The following is a 17,756-nucleotide window of genomic DNA, read 5'->3' on the forward strand; positions in this document are numbered from 1 at the left end:
GCATCAATATTGTGATGCTTTTTTACGTCCTCTAACTTTTAAAATCATGTATGCGACAAACGCAGAAGGGATATTGAATGGATTGCCTTGCACATGAAAATGTAATTGCTCTTCTTCAAAAGACATCTGTTTGTATAGTTCTTGCTGAGATAATCCTGTCCGTTTCTTTTTTTCATTTAAACCTTGTAAGTATAAATATTGAATCGGTATCATTACAAGAAAGTAAAATAGTGCGATACCAACAAAAAAGAATAATTCTGATGACATATTGCATACCACCTTCCGAAATCCATTATCTTACAATCTAATTATAGCACAGTATACAATCTAATTGAGTTAATATTCTGTTTTATTATTTTACAATTGTCTCTCCGCATAGCTCTTCTTCAGCATACTGAATATATCGCCGAATAAAATTCCCAGGATTTTTTCTAATTGGTTCAATATCAAGTCTTAATGGTATTTTTCCTGCCATATAAAAAATTCTCAAAGCAGTCCCAAGTCGAATGGCTGCTTCCGAAATATTTTCCCCATATCCCATCATGAAGTTCCCCCATACTTCTTTTAACTGTCCCGAAGCAATTAAATGCAATCTCGGAACACCAATATCAAACTCTTTATACCCAAATCCACATTCATCAAAATCGAGTAAATACCAATCCTCTTTGTCTACAAGAACATTGCCAAAGTGCATATCGCCATGAACAAATTGTTTTTCTCCTAGTTGAGTTGAATTTGTAAGCTCTTGTATTCTTTCTGCAATTCTCAAGCATTTATTTTTATCCGCATAAGATAAAAACGAAGTATTTAATAAACGTTGTAAAGGCTCGTGAATTGTCTTTTTCTCGGTATATACAGGCCTTTCATAACCTCTCCAAGTTTGCGGTATTCTTTTGAGCACTCCATTTGCATTTTCATGAAACTTTCGCATTAATGATCCAAGTTTTTCATAATCTTTATCCTTCGGTTCTAAAATTTCGCTTCCGTTTATAAACCTAAAGACAACAAAATACTGGATACTCCTCTCATCTTTCATAACAGGTGTGATCCAGTCACCATTTTTATTTACAACTACTTCTGGTACTAACATTTGTTTTTGTAACGCTATTACCCAATGTATTTCAGCCTCTATTTGCTCGGCTGTATAACGTCCTTCTCTATACTGTCTAACTACAAATTTATTTTTGTCCGATTCAAATATATATGTTTGATTTTCTCCCCCATGCAACAATGAAACTTTCGTAAAATTATTTAAATTATATTGCTTACATAACTGCTCTTTAATGTAAAAATCCATTCTTCTCCCCCTAGTTCGTATAGTGAAGTATAGTTTCTCCATTCAATGACACTATTTTGATCTCTTCCTCATTGATCCTATCGACTAATAACCAATCCTTTAACCTAAAATAGATTAGCTAAAGACTACAGCATATCCTGCTATTTTTTCACTTCTCTACTAAAACTCTCACCGAGCTTAAGTAATAGCTTCAAAATCCAATAAAACAAAATAAAGTTAAAGAAAAAGCCTAATGGATTAAACGAACATTCCCAACCACCATAATAAACAAACGTTTCAGCTGGTACACCAAAATAAAGGAAATCAGGCTCATTTTCTCCTGATATAGGAATAAAGGAACCAATACTTGCGAGAATCAAACTTACAAAATACAACTTCTTTTTAATACCATTCATTCTTCTATGTGTTAACACATGAACAATTATGATACATACAACAACTAAAAAGAAAATTATCCCTCCCATTCAGCACCTCCTTATCACTACGACATTTCCTCCACTTTCAAATTCCCAAGTATTTCTACTATGAATATGAAATAATACGCAATTTATTTTCTTTTTTAATTCTATCCTTTCAACAAAAAAAGATGGAACAAATCAAAACGATTTGTTCCATCTTTTTATTTATCGATTAACTGCACCATAAGTAATGCTTTTCCAACGACATTACCTTCATGGTGTACTTCTACATCAACCTTACCAAATTTACGGCCAATTTCTAATACTTTCGGATGAACGGATACAACATTATCAATCTGAACCGGCTTTACAAAATAAATTGTTAAATTCTCAACAATTGAATCGCTCTTCTTCTGCGCACGAATGACACGGTTTGTTGCTTCTGTCACAATTGTTGCAAATACACCGTAAGATAATGTTCCGATTGAATTCGTCATTTGTGGTGTCACTGAAAATTGATACAAATGCTCATTTTTTGCTTCTTTCGGCGTCATAAATTGATTCGTTACAATATCATCAATCGTTTCACCAACTTGTGGTTGACGCTGAATCATTTGCAGCGCCTGAAGTACATCTTGACGACTAATGATACCTTGCAATTTATTTCCATCTTCCACAACAGGAAGTAATTCAATACCTTCCCACACCATCATACGCGCTGCAGCTGCGACAGACATCTTTCCATTTACCGTAATAGGATGTTTCGTCATTACTTTATCAATTGGTGTATCTTTCGCAACACCAATCATATCTTTCGAAGTTACGATACCTAACACCTTTTTATTTTCATCCACAATTGGATAACGTCCATGCATCGTCTCTTCATTGTACTCATGCCATTTCTGTACGATGTCACTAGGGTTTAAATATAGTGTTTCTTCAATCGGTGTTAAAATATCTTCAACGAGTACAATTTCTTTCTTAATAAGTTGATCATAAATTGCACGGTTAATTAACGTTGCGACCGTAAATGTATCATAGCTACTCGAAATAATTGGCAACTTCAATTCGTCTGCTAACTTTTTCACATGCTCTTCTGTATCAAATCCACCTGTAATTAATACAGCGGCCCCTGTTTCTAATGCTAATTGATGTGCATTCGTACGGTTCCCGATGATAAGCAAGTTCCCGGCTTCTGTATAGCGCATCATCGCTTCTAATTTCATAGCCCCGATTACGAATTTATTTAATGTTTTATGTAGTCCTTCTCTGCCTCCAAGTACTTGACCATCGACAATATTAACGACTTCTGCATATGTCAGCTTTTCAATATTCTCTTTCTTCTTTTGTTCAATTCGAATTGTTCCGACACGCTCAATCGTACTAACATATCCTTTATTTTCTGCATCTTTAATTGCACGGTAAGCTGTCCCTTCACTTACACTCAAATCTTTGGCAATTTGCCTTACAGAAATTTTATGGCCTACTGGCAGACTATTAATATGTTCTAAAATTTGGTTATGCTTGGTAGCCAAATGGTTTCACCATACTTTCTTTTCCCTAAATTCTTCATGTGTTGTATTTTCAGTATACTATATTTTCAAAACTGTTACACTCTCTCTTTATATACCTGTACTATTTTTTTTATAACAAAATACGCCTTACATTACACCACTTCTACCATTACAACAATGTAATGGTATTGTCATCTCGTTCGATAGTTTGTCCAGCCGCTTCAATATACAATGAAGACAAGAAATGAAACAAAGGAGCGAATACATGATGAAAAAATTATTAGAAGTAGTAGGTGCTGTATTTTTAGCTTTCGTAGACGGGAAAAAAGTTGCAATGGAATTGAATGAAACACATGAACAGCCACTTCCAAAAAGAAAAGAATCATCAAAACAAGTACAACCTTTAAAAGCTGTCCTACACACATAAAAAACCCTTCACTTGTCTTTTCAAATGAAGGGTTTCTTTTCTATAGTGTAATACTTTCTCCAGCTTCTAATACTTTCCCTGTACAATTTTGTAGCTTTTCTACAAATTGATATGGATCTTGTTCAATTACTGGGAACGTATTGTAATGCATCGGTACAACAGTTTTCGCCTGAATCCATTTTGCTGCTAAAACCGCATCTTCTGGTCCCATTGTGAAATTATCGCCAATTGGTAAAAATGCTACATCAATGTTATTCAGTTCCCCAATTAATTTCATATCAGAGAATAGAGCGGTATCTCCTGCATGGTACACAGTTTTCTCTTCTGCTGTAAATAAAATACCCGCTGGCATACCTGTATATGTAATCGTCTTATTTTCTTCATCGATATAACTAGAACCGTGGAATGCTTGTGTAAATTTCACTTTTCCGAAATCAAATTCATGTGAGCCTCCAATATGCATCGGATGTGTATTTACACCTTGCCAACTTAAAAATGTCGCTAGTTCAAATGGTGCTACAACAACTGCATTATTTTTCTTCGCAAGCTCTACTGTATCTCCAACGTGATCACCATGTCCATGAGATAAAAGAATTGCATCTACTTTTACATCTTCAGCCTTTAAATCTGTTTTCGGATTTCCCGTTAAAAATGGATCAATTAAAATAACTTTTCCATTCGTTTCAATCTTTACAACTGAATGCCCGTGATAAGATACTTTCATCATTACATTCCTCCCCTATTCACATTCACACTTTTTATTCTACATGATTTCTTAATTCCCTGTCTTTTCTAACATCTATTTACTTGTCATAACGCTTTCATCCGATGTAAAGTTATATTTGTAATTAAATATCTCGGGGGTGCCAATCGATGAATGCTAGATTAGAAAATTTAATGCAATGGCTAAAAGAAAAAAACGTAGAAGCTGCGTTCTTAACTTCTACACCAAACGTTTTCTACATGACGAACTTCCATTGTGAACCACATGAAAGACTACTTGGTATGTTTGTATTCCAAGAAAAAGAGCCTATTTTAATTTGTCCTAAAATGGAAGAAGGCCAAGCACGTAACGCTGGCTGGGCACATGAGATTATCGGATTTACTGATACTGACAAACCATGGGATATGATTGCAAAAGCAATTAAAGACCGCGGTATCAATGCAAATGCAGTTGCAATTGAAAAAGAACATTTAAACGTAGAGCGTTACGAAGAATTAACAAAATTATTCCCAAATGCAGCTTTCAAATCAGCTGAAGAGAAAGTTCGCGAGCTTCGCTTAATTAAAGACGAAAAAGAACTTTCTATTTTACGCGAAGCAGCTAAAATGGCAGACTATGCTGTTGAAGTTGGGGTAAATGCAATTAAAGAAAACCGCAGCGAACTAGAAGTATTAGCAATTATTGAGCACGAATTAAAAACAAAAGGCATCCATAAAATGTCATTCGATACAATGGTATTAGCAGGTGCTAACTCTGCTCTTCCACATGGTATTCCAGGTGCTAACAAAATGAAGCGCGGCGATTTCGTACTATTTGATTTAGGTGTAATCATTGACGGCTATTGCTCTGACATTACACGTACAGTAGCATTTGGTGATATTTCCGAAGAACAAACTCGCATTTACAACACTGTACTTACTGGCCAACTACAAGCAGTTGAAGCGTGTAAACCAGGCGTTACATTTGGTGCAATCGACAACGCTGCTCGCTCTGTCATCGCAGATGCAGGTTACGGAGACTTCTTCCCTCACCGCCTTGGTCACGGACTTGGAATTAGCGTACACGAATATCCAGATGTAAAAGAAGGCAACGAATCTCCATTAAAAGAAGGTATGGTCTTCACAATCGAGCCAGGTATTTACGTACCAAACGTAGGTGGCGTTCGTATTGAAGATGATATTTATATCACAAAAGACGGATCAGAAATTTTAACGAAATTCCCGAAAGAATTACAATTTGTAAAATAATAAAAAAGGCAGCGTGATTGCTGCCTTTTTCTATTTCTCTACTATTTCAAATTTCTCTATAATCATTTTTGATGGATAGCTTTCAAGTATTTGAGAAGGCCATACTTTTATTTTATCCCCTGTTTTTAATTGATTATATGCGTCTTTATTCTTAAAACTCAAGACTATATCTGATGGATGATCTTTATTCATTTGTTGCTCTATATACTTTTGCAACTCTACTTTTGTTTCAAACATTTTATCACCGACAAAAAATACTGTATCATTTCTTAATATGACATACCCTTCTTTAGATACTTTTTTGACCGCTACTCGCTCTACTGTTTTTGTAGTACACGATGGTAATATGATTAGAAATACACTTAAAAATATATACGTAGAAATTTTCATATTCCTATTCATTTTTAATCCCTCACTCTACGCTATTTCCGCTTTAAAACCATCTTCTCTTCATACTTATCATCCCATTTAATCACAACCTCTATCGGTTCATCTTTAGAGAGAGGCGCACAACTTACACAAGAAGACTTCATTTCAACCTTTGCTCCTTTATGACTTTCTGACGTTTGTGTCATTGTACGAAACGCTTCATTAATAGTAATCTCTAAATTTTTAAATTCCGTATTCCCATCTCCGCCCTTATACTGAAACGTAAACATTCCATCTTCACTGTCATCCTTAATATGACCTTTATATTGCCCCGTCCAACTTTTGCTCTCGCTAGAAAAAGTAACATACGAAATCGAACAACTTCCTAAAAAGAAAATACTAATGAAAAAGAATAATGCTCTCTTCATAATACCCTCCATTCAAAAGCACTTATTTATCCCGCATTAACGGGCAGTGAGACCCCCACCTCAAAATTCGGTGAAAGCAAAGAAGTTAGGCGGGAGATCAACTGTCCGTAAAAGCCCGATTGGTTCAACTAATAATCAGTGGGGATGAACCCCCCCCACTGATTAAAGTTTCACTTTATTGTCTATTTCTGCATTTTATTATACTATTAAAATGCAGAATTTTCTAAAATATGAGGTTTATATGTTACAACAACAGTTAGAAGAAATTCGTAATAATAATTACATAATGGATAACACACTTAACTTTGATTCTTTAAGCTCCAATATGCTCGAGCAAATCGGTGTTACTGATAGCTATTTAAGAGACAAACTTATTTACTCTACTTTTTACCATCTCATCAAAAAGGACTACCTTTCACACACACAATTACAGAAACTATTATTAGAAAGCATTAGTGAAAAATATTTATTTTATAAAATTCATTCAGATGACGATGATGCTGTATTTACTCGTGCATTTACCACATTATTAATTGCGCTCATTATTGATGCTGATACAAATCATAATTTCTTATCACAGGCTGATCTTTTACATGTAAAAGATCGATTAATTATATATATGAACAACGAACATGATTTCCGTGGATATGTGCAAGACCACGGCTGGGCACATAGTATCGCTCATGCTTCCGATACATTTGAGGCGCTTGTTCATAGTCCTAAACTGGAAGCTTTACATTACGAAGAAATATTACAAACTTTATTACACAAAGTTTGTGTCCATTCTATTTACTACAAATATGAAGAAGACGAGCGACTCGTTTATCCGATTGTCTCAATGCTACAAAATGACCTAAAGGAAGAAGTACTCATATTAGCCCTTCAGGATTTAGTAGCTCAATTACCCGTCAAAAAACAAACATTACATATTAAATCGTACGAGTTTCTATACGGAAATATAAAATCTTTCTTACGCAGCTTATTTTTCAGACTACGTACACTTTCTATATGTGAAGAAACCGAATGCGAAATTGAAAAATTGCTACAAGAGCTTCCCAAATATTATTAAAAAAAGAAGGCACTTTAAAAAGTACCTTCTTCTATTTCACTAATATTTATTTGAAATTTCACGATCCAAACTGAGAAAAGGTGGACAAGAAACGCAATCACCATACATGCTCCACTCAAAAAGGTTAATACAGGATGCGAATACACATGCCCTAAACCATAAGATGCTCCTACGAAAAACATTGTTATGTAAATATAAATTGCTCCATGTATTTGCCTCATATAAACCTCCTTTTCCCATATTATAACATAAATTTTCTGATTATTCACATTAATTACTTGTAATCAATATTTCTCAACTGTTACACCTCTAACAGCAGCCTTAACATATGGTGCTCCTTGTAAACTTTGTAAATCTTCTGTTTTGCCTGTTACAACTACACCGTACATTGGTAGGTCTTTTGGTTTGATGTTTTTCATCTCATTATAGTTTGTCCTAAAATATTCTTGATATCCCCCTTTATTTTCACTTAAAGATTTCATAGAACCAATAAACTCTATAGAGTTTATTTTAATATCCTCGCACTCATCTTTCTATCAGCATAACCCCCCCTGAAATCCAAACACCGCTTTTGATTTCTCTATCAATAATGATTCAAACATATCATGGCTCATCTAGCTCTCCTTTCTATATACTCAACGTTTAAGAGCGTAAAATGTATACAGCTTTTCTAAAAATATTTTCATAATAAAAAAGCACATCTTCAATGTGCTCTTCTCAAAAATATTATTCTATTATTTCATCGCTTCCTTCACAACATCTTGAATCATAACAACTTCTGTTTTCATATCAACAGATGGTACTTCCTCATCAATACATTCATACCAAAACGCTAAATGCTTTTTATCAATTTCATGATGAGAATTTTCGACAAGAGCCCCATCTTCTCCTTGCACAGAATACCAATATAAGTACTCTTCTCCATCTCTTATTTCCCGGAAAATTGTCTCTACATACATCTTTTCGTCGTTTAATGTCAAAAGTACTTCTTTCATATTGTCATTAAGAAGCTGCATCCATTCATCTACACGATGACTTTTACCTTGTTTCACTTTAAATCTCGTTAATTCCACATTCATTTTCATTCCCCCGTTCTCTTACGTACAAATAAACTATATTCTACTGGATTATGAAAACTTAATTTACTAGCTAATTTTTGCGAAGGTATATTATCTGCATTACAATCCCAGCACGGTATAATATCATTTTGCATGCAATGTTCAATAAACCTTGTTGCAGCAGCTTGAGCTAATCCTTTCCCTTGATATGCTTCATGTGTTGCAATATCAATTTCAGCAAAACCATTCCCGCTAAATATTGAGACGCATTCGGCTACAATCACCCCATCTTGTTCTATACAAAAACCAAAGCCGTTATTTAAAAACACTTCTTTTGATCCCCAATATTCTTTGTAATAATCCTCTGTAAATTCATTACTTCGTTCTATATCACTTTTATCAATACGTTCAATTTCATATGTATTTTTGTTTAATTCTATTTTTCCATATTCAAAAACTTCTCTTTGAAATTGAAATGTCATTCGTGGGATTTTCCGAAATGCATTACTAAAGCACTCTTCAATCATCATTTCCCACTCTTCACTCGAAGTGAACAGTGTAAATCGTTTCTCTGTTTTTTCAATGGCTGTTTTTATATACGAAAATAGATCTTCGTTATGACTTTGGTCTTGAGTGTCACCAAACAAATAATAAATACCATTAGTGGTGACAATTAGTCCTGCTGTTAACTTCTCATTTATAAAAATCTCACCATCTATGGTCTGATCACAAACTGCATACGCAAAAGTTGTTGTTCGTTGATTCCCTTCTAAAAGTGAACTTACTTTATCGTATTCTTCAATCTGTAACCTTCTCATACGACCTCCACAATTACTGTATCTGCCTCTATATTTTCAAAACAAAGATTTACCGTTCTCTTCAACGCTCTCGTTCTATGAATTGTACATGCTGGAATTAAAATTGAATCATTTGGCTTTAAAACTGCTGTCTCTCTATCTTGAAAATCGATAAGTAATTCCCCCTCTAACACAATGAATAATTCATCCGAATTAGAATGGTAGTGCCAATCATATTCACCAGTAAATACGGCGATTCGTAAGCAATGATTATTTATATTTGAAACGACGAAGTTTTTATGTTGATCTTTAATATCTTTTGTTAATTCTAATAGATTTACTGTTTCCATAGTTCTCCACACCCAATCCCCTCTATCGACTTTTATTTTTCGTTTAATTCCAAATTATCACAAAAAACAACATCATAACAAGCTATATTTCACGTAAAGTTTTGTTTACTTTTTGTAAAGTTTTATTTACTTATTACCTAAAAATGGATATAATAAATGTAACAAATTTACAAAAAGGAGACTTTGTATATTTGATTAAAAATAAAGTGAAACAATTCCGCGTCGTTAGAGACATCACCCAAGAACAATTAGCTTCCTCTGTTGAAATCACTAGACAATCCCTCATCGCTATCGAGAAGAATAAATACAACCCAAGTTTAGAATTAGCATTGAAATTATGTGAGTTTTTCAACTGTAAAGTAGAAGATTTATTTCAATTAGATAAAACTGGGGAGGAAAAAGAATGAAAAATACTTTTAATCAAGAGTTCATTTCGCATCTTACCATTTTATTGTTAGGTTCAACTTTTCTTTATTTCAATAGTAATGATGAAGAAAAAGCTAGCTCTATCCTTCTATTCGCTGGCGTATACATACTCTTAGCCTTGATACTATTAGTAGTGAAACGAATATTCTTTAAGAAAAAAAAGAACGATGCAGAGAAATATCCATTACCTGAGATGGATGAAAGAATCGAGAAGATGAGTTTAAAACTTATGGCACAAATTTTCGGTCTCTCTCATTTAATCGGCTCTGCGATACTATTTATTTTATATCTCACTGACAAAAACTCGATGATACGAGTTGAATATGCCTTGTATTACTTGTTCGGCATTCTTTTCTTTACAATGATGTTCGGATTGAGAATTGTAAAGAAATTAGATAATTAGTTTAAACAAAAAGACCCTTCCTACAAAGGAAAGGTCTTTATTTTATTCCTATTATGATAAAGCAGGAGCTTTTTCAAGAAGCTCTTTTGCATCAGCGTATTGTAAGCCGTGAGCTTCTGCAACTGCTTCGAATGTTACATATCCATCTAATGTGTTAATACCTTTTAATAATGCAACATTGCCTAGGCAAGCATCTTTGTAGCCTTTGTTAGCAATTTGTACTGCATATGGTACTGTTACGTTTGTTAATGCAAGAGTTGATGTACGTGGAACCGCACCTGGCATATTTGCAACTGCATAGTGAACAACGCCATGTTTTTCATAAGTTGGGTTGTCGTGAGTTGTAATACGGTCAGTTGTTTCAAAAATACCACCTTGGTCAATCGCGATATCTACAACGACAGAACCTGGTTCCATTGATTGAATCATTTCTTCTGTTACAAGTTTTGGCGCTTTTGCACCTGGGATTAATACTGCACCGATTACAAGATCAGATTCTTTTACAGCTTCTGCAATGTTATACGGGTTAGACATTAACGTTTTTACTTGGTTTCCGAAAATGTCATCTAACTGACGAAGACGTTCTGCACTTAAGTCGATGATTGTTACATCTGCACCTAAACCTACTGCAATCTTCGCTGCGTTTGTACCAGCTTGACCACCGCCGATAATTGTTACTTTGCCGCGTTTCACCCCTGGAACGCCTGCAAGCAAGATACCTTTACCGCCTTTGTTTTTCTCAAGGAATTGTGCACCAATTTGTGCAGACATACGACCAGCTACTTCACTCATTGGTGCAAGTAATGGTAATGAACGATTGTCTAATTGTACTGTTTCGTATGCGATTGATACCACTTTGTTATCAATTAATGCTTTCGTTAATTCTGGTTCTGGAGCTAAGTGTAAGTATGTGAATAAAATTAAACCTTCACGGAAATAGCCGTATTCACTTGCAACTGGCTCTTTTACCTTCATAACCATATCTTGATTCCATGCTTCTTCAGCAGTTTCAACAAGTTTCGCACCAGCTTGTACGTATTCTTCATCTGTAAAGCCTGATCCTATACCTGCTCCTTTTTGAACAAAAACTTCATGACCATTTTGTACTAAATGTACAGCTCCCGCTGGCGTCATTGCCACACGGTTTTCATTGTTTTTAATTTCTGTTGGAATACCGATACGCATTATTAGTTCCCCCTTGAGTTATGAAATGACCCCTGAATCATTTTTTAAAGCGCTTTCTACGCTCTTATATTCTAACATAATATCTCAATATTTGACAAAAAATAATACAAGTTTTCCGATAGATTTAATCTCACATGAAAGGACAGTATTATCCGTACCTCTCAGTATGAAGGATAAACTGTCCAATTATTCGAAACTTCACTTTATTTAATTCTATCGATGTCTATGAATAACATCAACAGCACCTGTTACTTCAATAATCGTGCCAGTAATCATATCAGAATCGTCCTCACATAAAAACGAAATGGTTCTTGCGATATCTTCACCTGTTCCAGATCTACCAATTGGTGTGTTACTACCTTTCAGATTTCGTGCTTCTTCAATCGTTGCCTCTTTCATTTCACCAATTATATCACCAGGACATACCATATTCGCAGTAATACCGTATTCAGCTTCTTCATATGCGACTGTTTTCGTTAATGAAACAAGCCCTACTTTTGCTGCGGCGAAAGCTGAGCGATAAATCCATCCCGGTGCACTATCTGCCCCTTGAAATCCGTAATTGATAATACGGCCAAAGTTCTGTTTTCTCATGACCGGAACGACAAGTTTTAATAAATGAAATACCGCTGTTAAATTGCCCTGGATCATTTCATTCCATTCGTCTTCTTCGTAATCGACTAATTTTTTCCTTTCAAATACGTAAGGACCAGCATTATTAATTAAGAAGTCAATTTTGCCAAAACGGCTCATCGCTTCCTCTACTATTTTATGTAAATCTTCCTTTTTCGTGACATCAGCTTGCACGAACTGTAGACGTTCTTCCATATTTTTATATGTTTCTTTCATTGTTTCCATAGCACTTGTATCGCTATGATACGTTACTGTTACTGAATACCCTTTAGCCAATAACTTTTCTGTTACTTGCTTTCCTAAACCTTTCGTACCGGCTGTAATGAGCGCATGTCTCACAAAACTGCCTCCTTTTAAATTGCTATACTCCATATGTAACAAGTTCTCGCTCCAATTACAACTAAAATGAATTAAAACAAAGTTTTCAAAATTCTGTAACGTTTCCGACAAGCACATTACCAAAATTTGTTTTATAATAAAGTTGTAAACGGTAATAAAAATGATTGGGAGGAATTTACTATGAATAATACATATACAAATATTTTAATTGCGGTGGACGGTTCTAAAGAAGCAGAAAAAGCCTTTAAAAAAGCAATTCAAGTTGCAAAACGAAACAACGCAACATTAACAATTGCTCATATCGTTGATGTAAAAGCATACTCAGCAGTAGAGGCTTATAGCCGTGCAATTGCTGAACGTGCAAATCTATTTGCAGAAGACTTATTAGAAGACTACAAAAAAACTGCGCTTGAAGCTGGTCTTGAAAAAGTGGAAACTGTATTAGAATTTGGTAATCCTAAATCTAAAATTTCAAAAGAAATCGCTCCAAATCATAAAGTGGATTTAATTATGTGTGGTGCAACTGGTTTAAATGCTGTAGAACGTTTCCTAATTGGTAGCGTCTCTGAACATATTATTCGCTATGCGAAATGCGATGTCCTTGTTGTTCGTGGTGACGAGGAGCAAGGTGATCTTTAATTTATAAATAAAACACCAAGTCCACATGGGCTTGGTGTTTTTCATTTCACAAACTTCACTATAAATACAAAACAAGCCACAACAACAACGGTAACTGCCAACACATAGGGCGGAAGGAACTTCAAAGACCATAGCGCCATCATTATCGTCGCAACCGTTAAGTACGTTTGCTTTGCATCTTCTGTCATTTTTTTACGAAGGAAGAAAACATACAAATAACCGATTGGCGGCGTAATGAAGCAAAGAACATATATAATTTTTGATTTTAAATACCACTTTTGTTCTCCAAGTTTCTTTATGTCTTCTTCTATTCTCTTATGCTCTTGTTCTCTCGCTTCTTCTACAAGCGGATCTTCCTCTTCTCCTCGCTTTTCTTTCATATACGGAAGAAAGTGCATGAAAAAATAGTATGCAAATACGAACGCTCCAAATCCAATATTTAATCTTTCTAATGGAATATGCTCACTTAAAAAAGCAGCAGCAATCACTAAAGATAAACAATACGTCGTTACCCAAAATGAACGTTTTCTCTTTTTTCGTTCCATTTCTTTTTTATCTTGTACATGTTTTCTTTTCGAAAGCCATATCGAAATACAACAATCTACTACAAACAGAATAAAGATAAATATCGCAACGTGTACTGTTTCTACATCCTCAAATGAAAATACGCTTGGGAATGCAAAGTGTAATACAATTAGCGTGTACAAAATTAACCCTACAAAATAAATACGCCTCATTTTCCATTCCTTTCTTATTTCCTAACTTTAGGTTAACATACATTTTTTTGGAAATAGATGGACAAAATATATATGTTTAAAAAAGGAGGATGCTACATGGGTGATTCCGAACGCATTATTTTAGATGTGAATGGGAAAGAAATTGAAATGCTAGATACGATTCGTACTCATTTTAAAGAGAAGCATGGCGTGGAACTAAGTAATGGTGCATTACTTAGAGATTTGATGGATATTGAGTATATTCGAATTACGGAAGATCGGCATAAGTATGATTAATCGATACATTTTAAGCCTAGAACAAATTGCTCTAGGCTTACTTACATCCACACGAAAAATGTTATAATTAGGAAAAAGTGTGGAGGATACAAAAATATGAAATCTGAAAATATCACAAAACATTTTCATACATTACATGCACAAAGGAACAAGTTCCTTCCTCATCTCCATTCACTATCACAAGAACAACTATGGTATAGAAAAGAGGACAAAAAATGGTCTATTGGTGAACACTTTTATCACTTATATTTAATTGCAAGGATGCTCAAGGTAGCGATTAAATTCTCTCTCACTCTTATCCCTTATGCAAAACTAAGAAAAAATGCCCCATTTGCAACTGACATACACGACATTTATGCCGAATATAAAGAAAAGCATGATAAAGGAATGAAAGCACCTTGGATTTTAATCCCCCCCAAAAAAGTCTATCACTCTATGAATGTAACTGAATTAGAAGAATTCCTTGCACGTGAAACAGATGAAATAAAAAAGCTCGTTCAAAATATAGAAGAAAATATTGCAGGACATATCGTATTTTTCGATCCAATTGCTCACTATCCTAATTTAATTCAATCTATTCAACTATTGGCGATACATGAGAAACATCATTTTATGATTATGAAAAATAATTATGAAACGATAGATACTCCGCTAAAGGTCTAAATACAAAAAGGTAAGGTGCTTTCTAAAAAAGCACCTTACCTTCTATGCTATGCATCATTTAATTCCAACAAACTCCACAGTTAATCCTTTCGCCTTCTCCAAAGCTTTCTCAATTTGCTCAAATCCTGTCCCACCAGCACTGTTACGGCGCTTTACAGCTGCATATGGTGAAAGAACTTCATATAAATCTTCCTCAAATAACGAGCTCATTTCTTTATACGTTGCAAGTGGTACATCTACTAAGTAAATTCCTTTTTGTGTGCAGTGTAGCACTAGCTTCCCAACAATTTCATGCGCTTGACGGAATGGTAGTCCTTTGCTTGCTAAGTAGTCAGCAATTTCTGTTGCGTTTGAGAAATCTTGCGTTACAGCTTGCCCCATCTTTTCTTTGTTGACAGTCATCGTTTCTAGCATGCCTGCCATAATATGAAGGCATCCTTCTACTGTTTTTACTGTATCAAACATTCCTTCTTTATCTTCTTGTAAGTCTTTATTGTAAGCGAGCGGTAATCCTTTCATTACTGTAAGTAAACTAAATAAATTACCGTATACTCTGCCTGTTTTACCGCGGATTAATTCCGCCATATCCGGATTTTTCTTTTGCGGCATAATGCTGCTTCCCGTTGCGTATTGATCACTCATTTCAATAAATTGAAACTCTTGGCTACTCCATAAAATAAGTTCTTCGCAAAAGCGTGATAAGTGCATCATAAGCATAGATGAGTTACTTAAAAACTCCAATATGAAATCACGATCGCTTACCGCATCTAAACTATTTTCATATATTCCATTAAATCCAAGAAGCTCCGCACTATATTCTCGGTCAATCGGGAATGTTGTACCAGCTAGTGCTCCTGCTCCTAATGGTGAAATGTTAATACGCTTTAACGAATCTTCATAACGATTCACATCGCGCTCTAACATCCAAAAGTAAGCAAGAATATGATGCGCAAATGAAATCGGCTGCGCACGCTGCAGGTGCGTATAGCCGGGCATAATTGTTTCAATGTTATTTTCCGCTTGATGGACAAGAACGGTTTGCAACTGTTTTGTAGCTTTTATAATATGTTCTACTTTTTCCTTTAAATATAAATGCATATCTGTCGCTACTTGATCGTTACGACTTCGGCCTGTATGAAGTTTTCCTCCTACTTCACCGATTTTTTCAATTAACATCTTTTCGATATTTAAATGAATGTCTTCAGCTTCAACCGAAAAATAGAGCTTATTTTCTTTTGCTTCTTCTAATAAATATTGAAGCCCTATCTTTATTTTCTCTGCCTCTTCTTTCGTAACGATGCCTTGCTTTGCCAGCATCGTTACGTGCGCAATACTCCCTTTTATATCTTGATTAACTAATTGTTGATCAAAGGAAATGGATGCTCCAAACTCTTCAACCCACGCTTCCGCTTCTTCTGTAAAACGTCCGCCCCAAAGTTTGCTCACGCTTCCACCTTCTTTTGATTCACTTGGCTGTATACTTTCGTAGGTAAACCAAATAATGAAATGAATCCAACTGCTGCATCATGATTAAATTCATCCTGGGCAGTATATGTTGCTAGCTTCTCATCGTATAGAGAGTATTCAGATTTACGTCCTTCTACAATCGCATGCCCTTTAAATAATTTCACACGCACCGTACCTGTTACATGCTTTTGCGTTTCCTGTAAAAACGCATGGAGCGCTTGTTTTAAAGGTGAGAACCATAAGCCATTATAAATAAGTTCTGTTATTTTCTGTTCAATCACTGGTTTAAAATGCGCTACTTCTTTTACGTGTGTTAAATCTTCTAACTCTTTATGGGCAGTTATTAACGTCATTGCTGCTGGGCATTCGTATACTTCACGAGATTTAATACCGACAAGACGATTTTCTACGTGATCGATACGTCCAACGCCATGTTTTCCAGCAAGTGCATTTAACGTTTTAATTAATTCTGAAAGTGGATATGCAGTGCCATTTAAAGTCGTTGGTACGCCTGCTTCAAATCCAATTTCTACAAATTCTGGTTTATTCGGTGTATCTTCTAATGCCAATGTCATCTCGTATGCATCTTCTGGCGGCGCTGCCCATGGATCTTCTAAAATTCCACATTCGTTGCTGCGTCCCCATAAGTTTTGATCAATTGAAAATGGGCTATCTAAATTAATTGGAATCGGTACATTGTTTTCTTTTGCATATGCAATTTCTTCTTCACGTGACCATTTCCATTCACGTACAGGCGCAATCACTTCTAAGTAAGGATTTAATGCTTGAATAGAGACCTCAAAACGAACTTGATCATTCCCTTTCCCTGTACATCCATGTGCAACTGCAGTTGCGCCTTCTTGTTCTGCGATTTCTACTAATTTTTTCGCAATAAGCGGACGAGATAGTGCAGAGACAAGAGGATATTTCCCTTCATATAATGTGTGTGCTTGCATCGCCATCAATGCATATTCATTCGCGAATTCTTCTTGAACATCAATCATATATGATTTAATTGCACCCACTGAAAGTGCTTTTTCTTTTACAAACGCTAAGTCTTTACCTTCCCCTAGATCTAAGCAAAGTGCGATAATATCATAGTTTTTCTCTTGTAACCATTTAATTGCAACGGAAGTATCAAGACCTCCGGAATATGCTAACACAACTTTTTTCTTCTCCATTTTGCATCCCCCTAAAGAATAAATATTCATTTTCTTTTATAATAATTCATACTTTAACACCTTTTAAAAAATGTATCAAGGGTCATTTTCAAATTTTTTCAAACAATTTCGTCGAACTTCTTTCTTTTT

24 protein-coding genes and 1 pseudogene are annotated in these 17,756 nt (G+C 35.0%); 8 read left to right on the plus strand and 17 right to left on the minus strand.

What is annotated here, in order from left to right; genetic code table 11:
• Positions 1–3: 3 nt before the first annotated feature.
• The 4 genes from LUS72_RS22835 to LUS72_RS22850 form a co-directional block, all read right to left on the minus strand.
• On the minus strand, positions 4–267 hold the full coding sequence (locus tag LUS72_RS22835) for a DUF3949 domain-containing protein (RefSeq protein WP_097832107.1): 264 nt from the start codon (positions 265–267) through the stop codon (positions 4–6).
• 85 nt (positions 268–352) lie between these two features.
• Positions 353–1,297 (minus strand): phosphotransferase enzyme family protein, encoded by a 945-nt coding sequence (locus LUS72_RS22840; protein WP_097832108.1) that lies wholly within the window; start codon positions 1,295–1,297, stop codon positions 353–355.
• A gap of 140 nt (positions 1,298–1,437) precedes the next feature.
• On the minus strand, positions 1,438–1,761 hold the full coding sequence (locus tag LUS72_RS22845) for a hypothetical protein (RefSeq protein WP_128856665.1): 324 nt from the start codon (positions 1,759–1,761) through the stop codon (positions 1,438–1,440).
• A 155-nt stretch (positions 1,762–1,916) separates the two neighbouring features.
• Positions 1,917–3,230, minus strand: a complete 1,314-nt coding sequence (locus LUS72_RS22850) for a DRTGG domain-containing protein (protein ID WP_097832110.1) — start codon at positions 3,228–3,230, stop codon at positions 1,917–1,919.
• 244 nt (positions 3,231–3,474) lie between these two features.
• On the opposite strand from LUS72_RS22850, the gene LUS72_RS22855 reads away from it, so the two are divergent.
• Positions 3,475–3,636 carry a hypothetical protein gene (locus tag LUS72_RS22855; protein WP_264448302.1) on the plus strand — a complete coding sequence of 54 codons (162 nt, stop codon included), beginning with the start codon at positions 3,475–3,477 and terminating at the stop codon, positions 3,634–3,636.
• A gap of 40 nt (positions 3,637–3,676) precedes the next feature.
• Here the strand turns inward: LUS72_RS22855 and LUS72_RS22860 are convergent, their stop codons facing one another.
• Positions 3,677–4,360, minus strand: coding sequence for a metal-dependent hydrolase (locus LUS72_RS22860; RefSeq protein WP_097832120.1), 684 nt, complete (start codon positions 4,358–4,360; stop codon positions 3,677–3,679).
• A gap of 149 nt (positions 4,361–4,509) precedes the next feature.
• Here LUS72_RS22860 and pepQ point away from each other — a divergent pair, with 149 nt between their 5' ends.
• Entirely contained in the window at positions 4,510–5,607 is a 1,098-nt protein-coding gene (pepQ, locus tag LUS72_RS22865; RefSeq protein ID WP_264448303.1) for a Xaa-Pro dipeptidase, read from the plus strand.
• A gap of 30 nt (positions 5,608–5,637) precedes the next feature.
• Here the strand turns inward: pepQ and LUS72_RS22870 are convergent, their stop codons facing one another.
• Both LUS72_RS22870 and LUS72_RS22875 read right to left on the minus strand, forming a co-directional pair.
• Positions 5,638–6,009 carry a DUF3221 domain-containing protein gene (locus LUS72_RS22870; RefSeq protein ID WP_097832112.1) on the minus strand — a complete coding sequence of 124 codons (372 nt, stop codon included), beginning with the start codon at positions 6,007–6,009 and terminating at the stop codon, positions 5,638–5,640.
• 20 nt (positions 6,010–6,029) lie between these two features.
• The gene (locus LUS72_RS22875; protein WP_141533470.1) at positions 6,030–6,404 is read right to left on the minus strand and encodes a hypothetical protein; all 375 of its coding nucleotides are present in this window, start codon (positions 6,402–6,404) and stop codon (positions 6,030–6,032) included.
• Between the two features lie 241 nt (positions 6,405–6,645).
• On the opposite strand from LUS72_RS22875, the gene LUS72_RS22880 reads away from it, so the two are divergent.
• Positions 6,646–7,473 carry a DUF2785 domain-containing protein gene (locus tag LUS72_RS22880; protein WP_264448304.1) on the plus strand — a complete coding sequence of 276 codons (828 nt, stop codon included), beginning with the start codon at positions 6,646–6,648 and terminating at the stop codon, positions 7,471–7,473.
• Positions 7,474–7,487: 14 nt separating this feature from the next.
• Here LUS72_RS22880 and LUS72_RS22885 read toward each other — a convergent pair whose 3' ends face one another.
• The 5 genes and pseudogenes from LUS72_RS22885 to LUS72_RS22905 form a co-directional block, all read right to left on the minus strand.
• A complete protein-coding gene (locus tag LUS72_RS22885) occupies positions 7,488–7,694 on the minus strand; it encodes a hypothetical protein (RefSeq protein WP_001248910.1) in 207 nt (68 codons plus the stop codon).
• Positions 7,695–7,757: 63 nt separating this feature from the next.
• Positions 7,758–8,006: pseudogene (locus LUS72_RS22890) on the minus strand (anti sigma factor C-terminal domain-containing protein); the annotation flags it as partial.
• Positions 8,007–8,207: 201 nt separating this feature from the next.
• A complete protein-coding gene (locus LUS72_RS22895; RefSeq protein WP_264448305.1) occupies positions 8,208–8,552 on the minus strand; it encodes a DUF6176 family protein in 345 nt (114 codons plus the stop codon).
• Positions 8,553–8,554: 2 nt separating this feature from the next.
• A complete protein-coding gene (locus tag LUS72_RS22900; RefSeq protein WP_128856662.1) occupies positions 8,555–9,349 on the minus strand; it encodes a GNAT family N-acetyltransferase in 795 nt (264 codons plus the stop codon).
• Positions 9,346–9,678, minus strand: a complete 333-nt coding sequence (locus tag LUS72_RS22905) for a cupin domain-containing protein (RefSeq protein WP_264448306.1) — start codon at positions 9,676–9,678, stop codon at positions 9,346–9,348. The genes LUS72_RS22900 and LUS72_RS22905 overlap by 4 nt, the downstream gene beginning before the upstream one ends.
• 143 nt (positions 9,679–9,821) lie before the next feature.
• Between LUS72_RS22905 and LUS72_RS22910 the strand changes: the two genes are divergently transcribed.
• Complete coding sequence (locus LUS72_RS22910; protein WP_264448307.1) at positions 9,822–10,085, plus strand: helix-turn-helix transcriptional regulator; 264 nt, start codon at positions 9,822–9,824, stop codon at positions 10,083–10,085.
• The gene (locus LUS72_RS22915; RefSeq protein WP_264448308.1) at positions 10,082–10,507 is read left to right on the plus strand and encodes a hypothetical protein; all 426 of its coding nucleotides are present in this window, start codon (positions 10,082–10,084) and stop codon (positions 10,505–10,507) included. Before LUS72_RS22910 ends, LUS72_RS22915 begins: the two co-directional genes overlap by 4 nt.
• 51 nt (positions 10,508–10,558) lie before the next feature.
• On the opposite strand, the gene ald is transcribed toward LUS72_RS22915, so the two are convergent.
• Positions 10,559–11,692 (minus strand): alanine dehydrogenase, encoded by a 1,134-nt coding sequence (ald, locus tag LUS72_RS22920; RefSeq protein WP_264448309.1) that lies wholly within the window; start codon positions 11,690–11,692, stop codon positions 10,559–10,561.
• 213 nt (positions 11,693–11,905) lie between these two features.
• Positions 11,906–12,697 carry an SDR family oxidoreductase gene (locus LUS72_RS22925; protein WP_097833122.1) on the minus strand — a complete coding sequence of 264 codons (792 nt, stop codon included), beginning with the start codon at positions 12,695–12,697 and terminating at the stop codon, positions 11,906–11,908.
• Between the two features lie 147 nt (positions 12,698–12,844).
• On the opposite strand from LUS72_RS22925, the gene LUS72_RS22930 reads away from it, so the two are divergent.
• Positions 12,845–13,303, plus strand: coding sequence for a universal stress protein (locus LUS72_RS22930; protein ID WP_001066676.1), 459 nt, complete (start codon positions 12,845–12,847; stop codon positions 13,301–13,303).
• Between the two features lie 41 nt (positions 13,304–13,344).
• On the opposite strand, the gene LUS72_RS22935 is transcribed toward LUS72_RS22930, so the two are convergent.
• The gene (locus tag LUS72_RS22935; RefSeq protein ID WP_097833064.1) at positions 13,345–14,040 is read right to left on the minus strand and encodes a hypothetical protein; all 696 of its coding nucleotides are present in this window, start codon (positions 14,038–14,040) and stop codon (positions 13,345–13,347) included.
• A 96-nt stretch (positions 14,041–14,136) separates the two neighbouring features.
• Between LUS72_RS22935 and LUS72_RS22940 the strand changes: the two genes are divergently transcribed.
• Complete coding sequence (locus LUS72_RS22940; RefSeq protein WP_128856656.1) at positions 14,137–14,316, plus strand: ProA domain protein; 180 nt, start codon at positions 14,137–14,139, stop codon at positions 14,314–14,316.
• Positions 14,317–14,412: 96 nt separating this feature from the next.
• Positions 14,413–14,979, plus strand: coding sequence for a DinB family protein (locus LUS72_RS22945; protein ID WP_097833066.1), 567 nt, complete (start codon positions 14,413–14,415; stop codon positions 14,977–14,979).
• 54 nt (positions 14,980–15,033) lie between these two features.
• Here LUS72_RS22945 and argH read toward each other — a convergent pair whose 3' ends face one another.
• Entirely contained in the window at positions 15,034–16,425 is a 1,392-nt protein-coding gene (gene argH, locus LUS72_RS22950; protein ID WP_264448310.1) for an argininosuccinate lyase, read from the minus strand.
• Entirely contained in the window at positions 16,422–17,627 is a 1,206-nt protein-coding gene (locus LUS72_RS22955) for an argininosuccinate synthase (RefSeq protein ID WP_097833068.1), read from the minus strand. Before LUS72_RS22955 ends, argH begins: the two co-directional genes overlap by 4 nt.
• Between the last annotated feature and the right edge of the window lie 129 nt (positions 17,628–17,756).

Origin of the sequence: Bacillus cereus (assembly GCF_025917685.1) — a bacterium.
Taxonomy (GTDB): domain Bacteria; phylum Bacillota; class Bacilli; order Bacillales; family Bacillaceae_G; genus Bacillus_A; species Bacillus_A cereus_AT.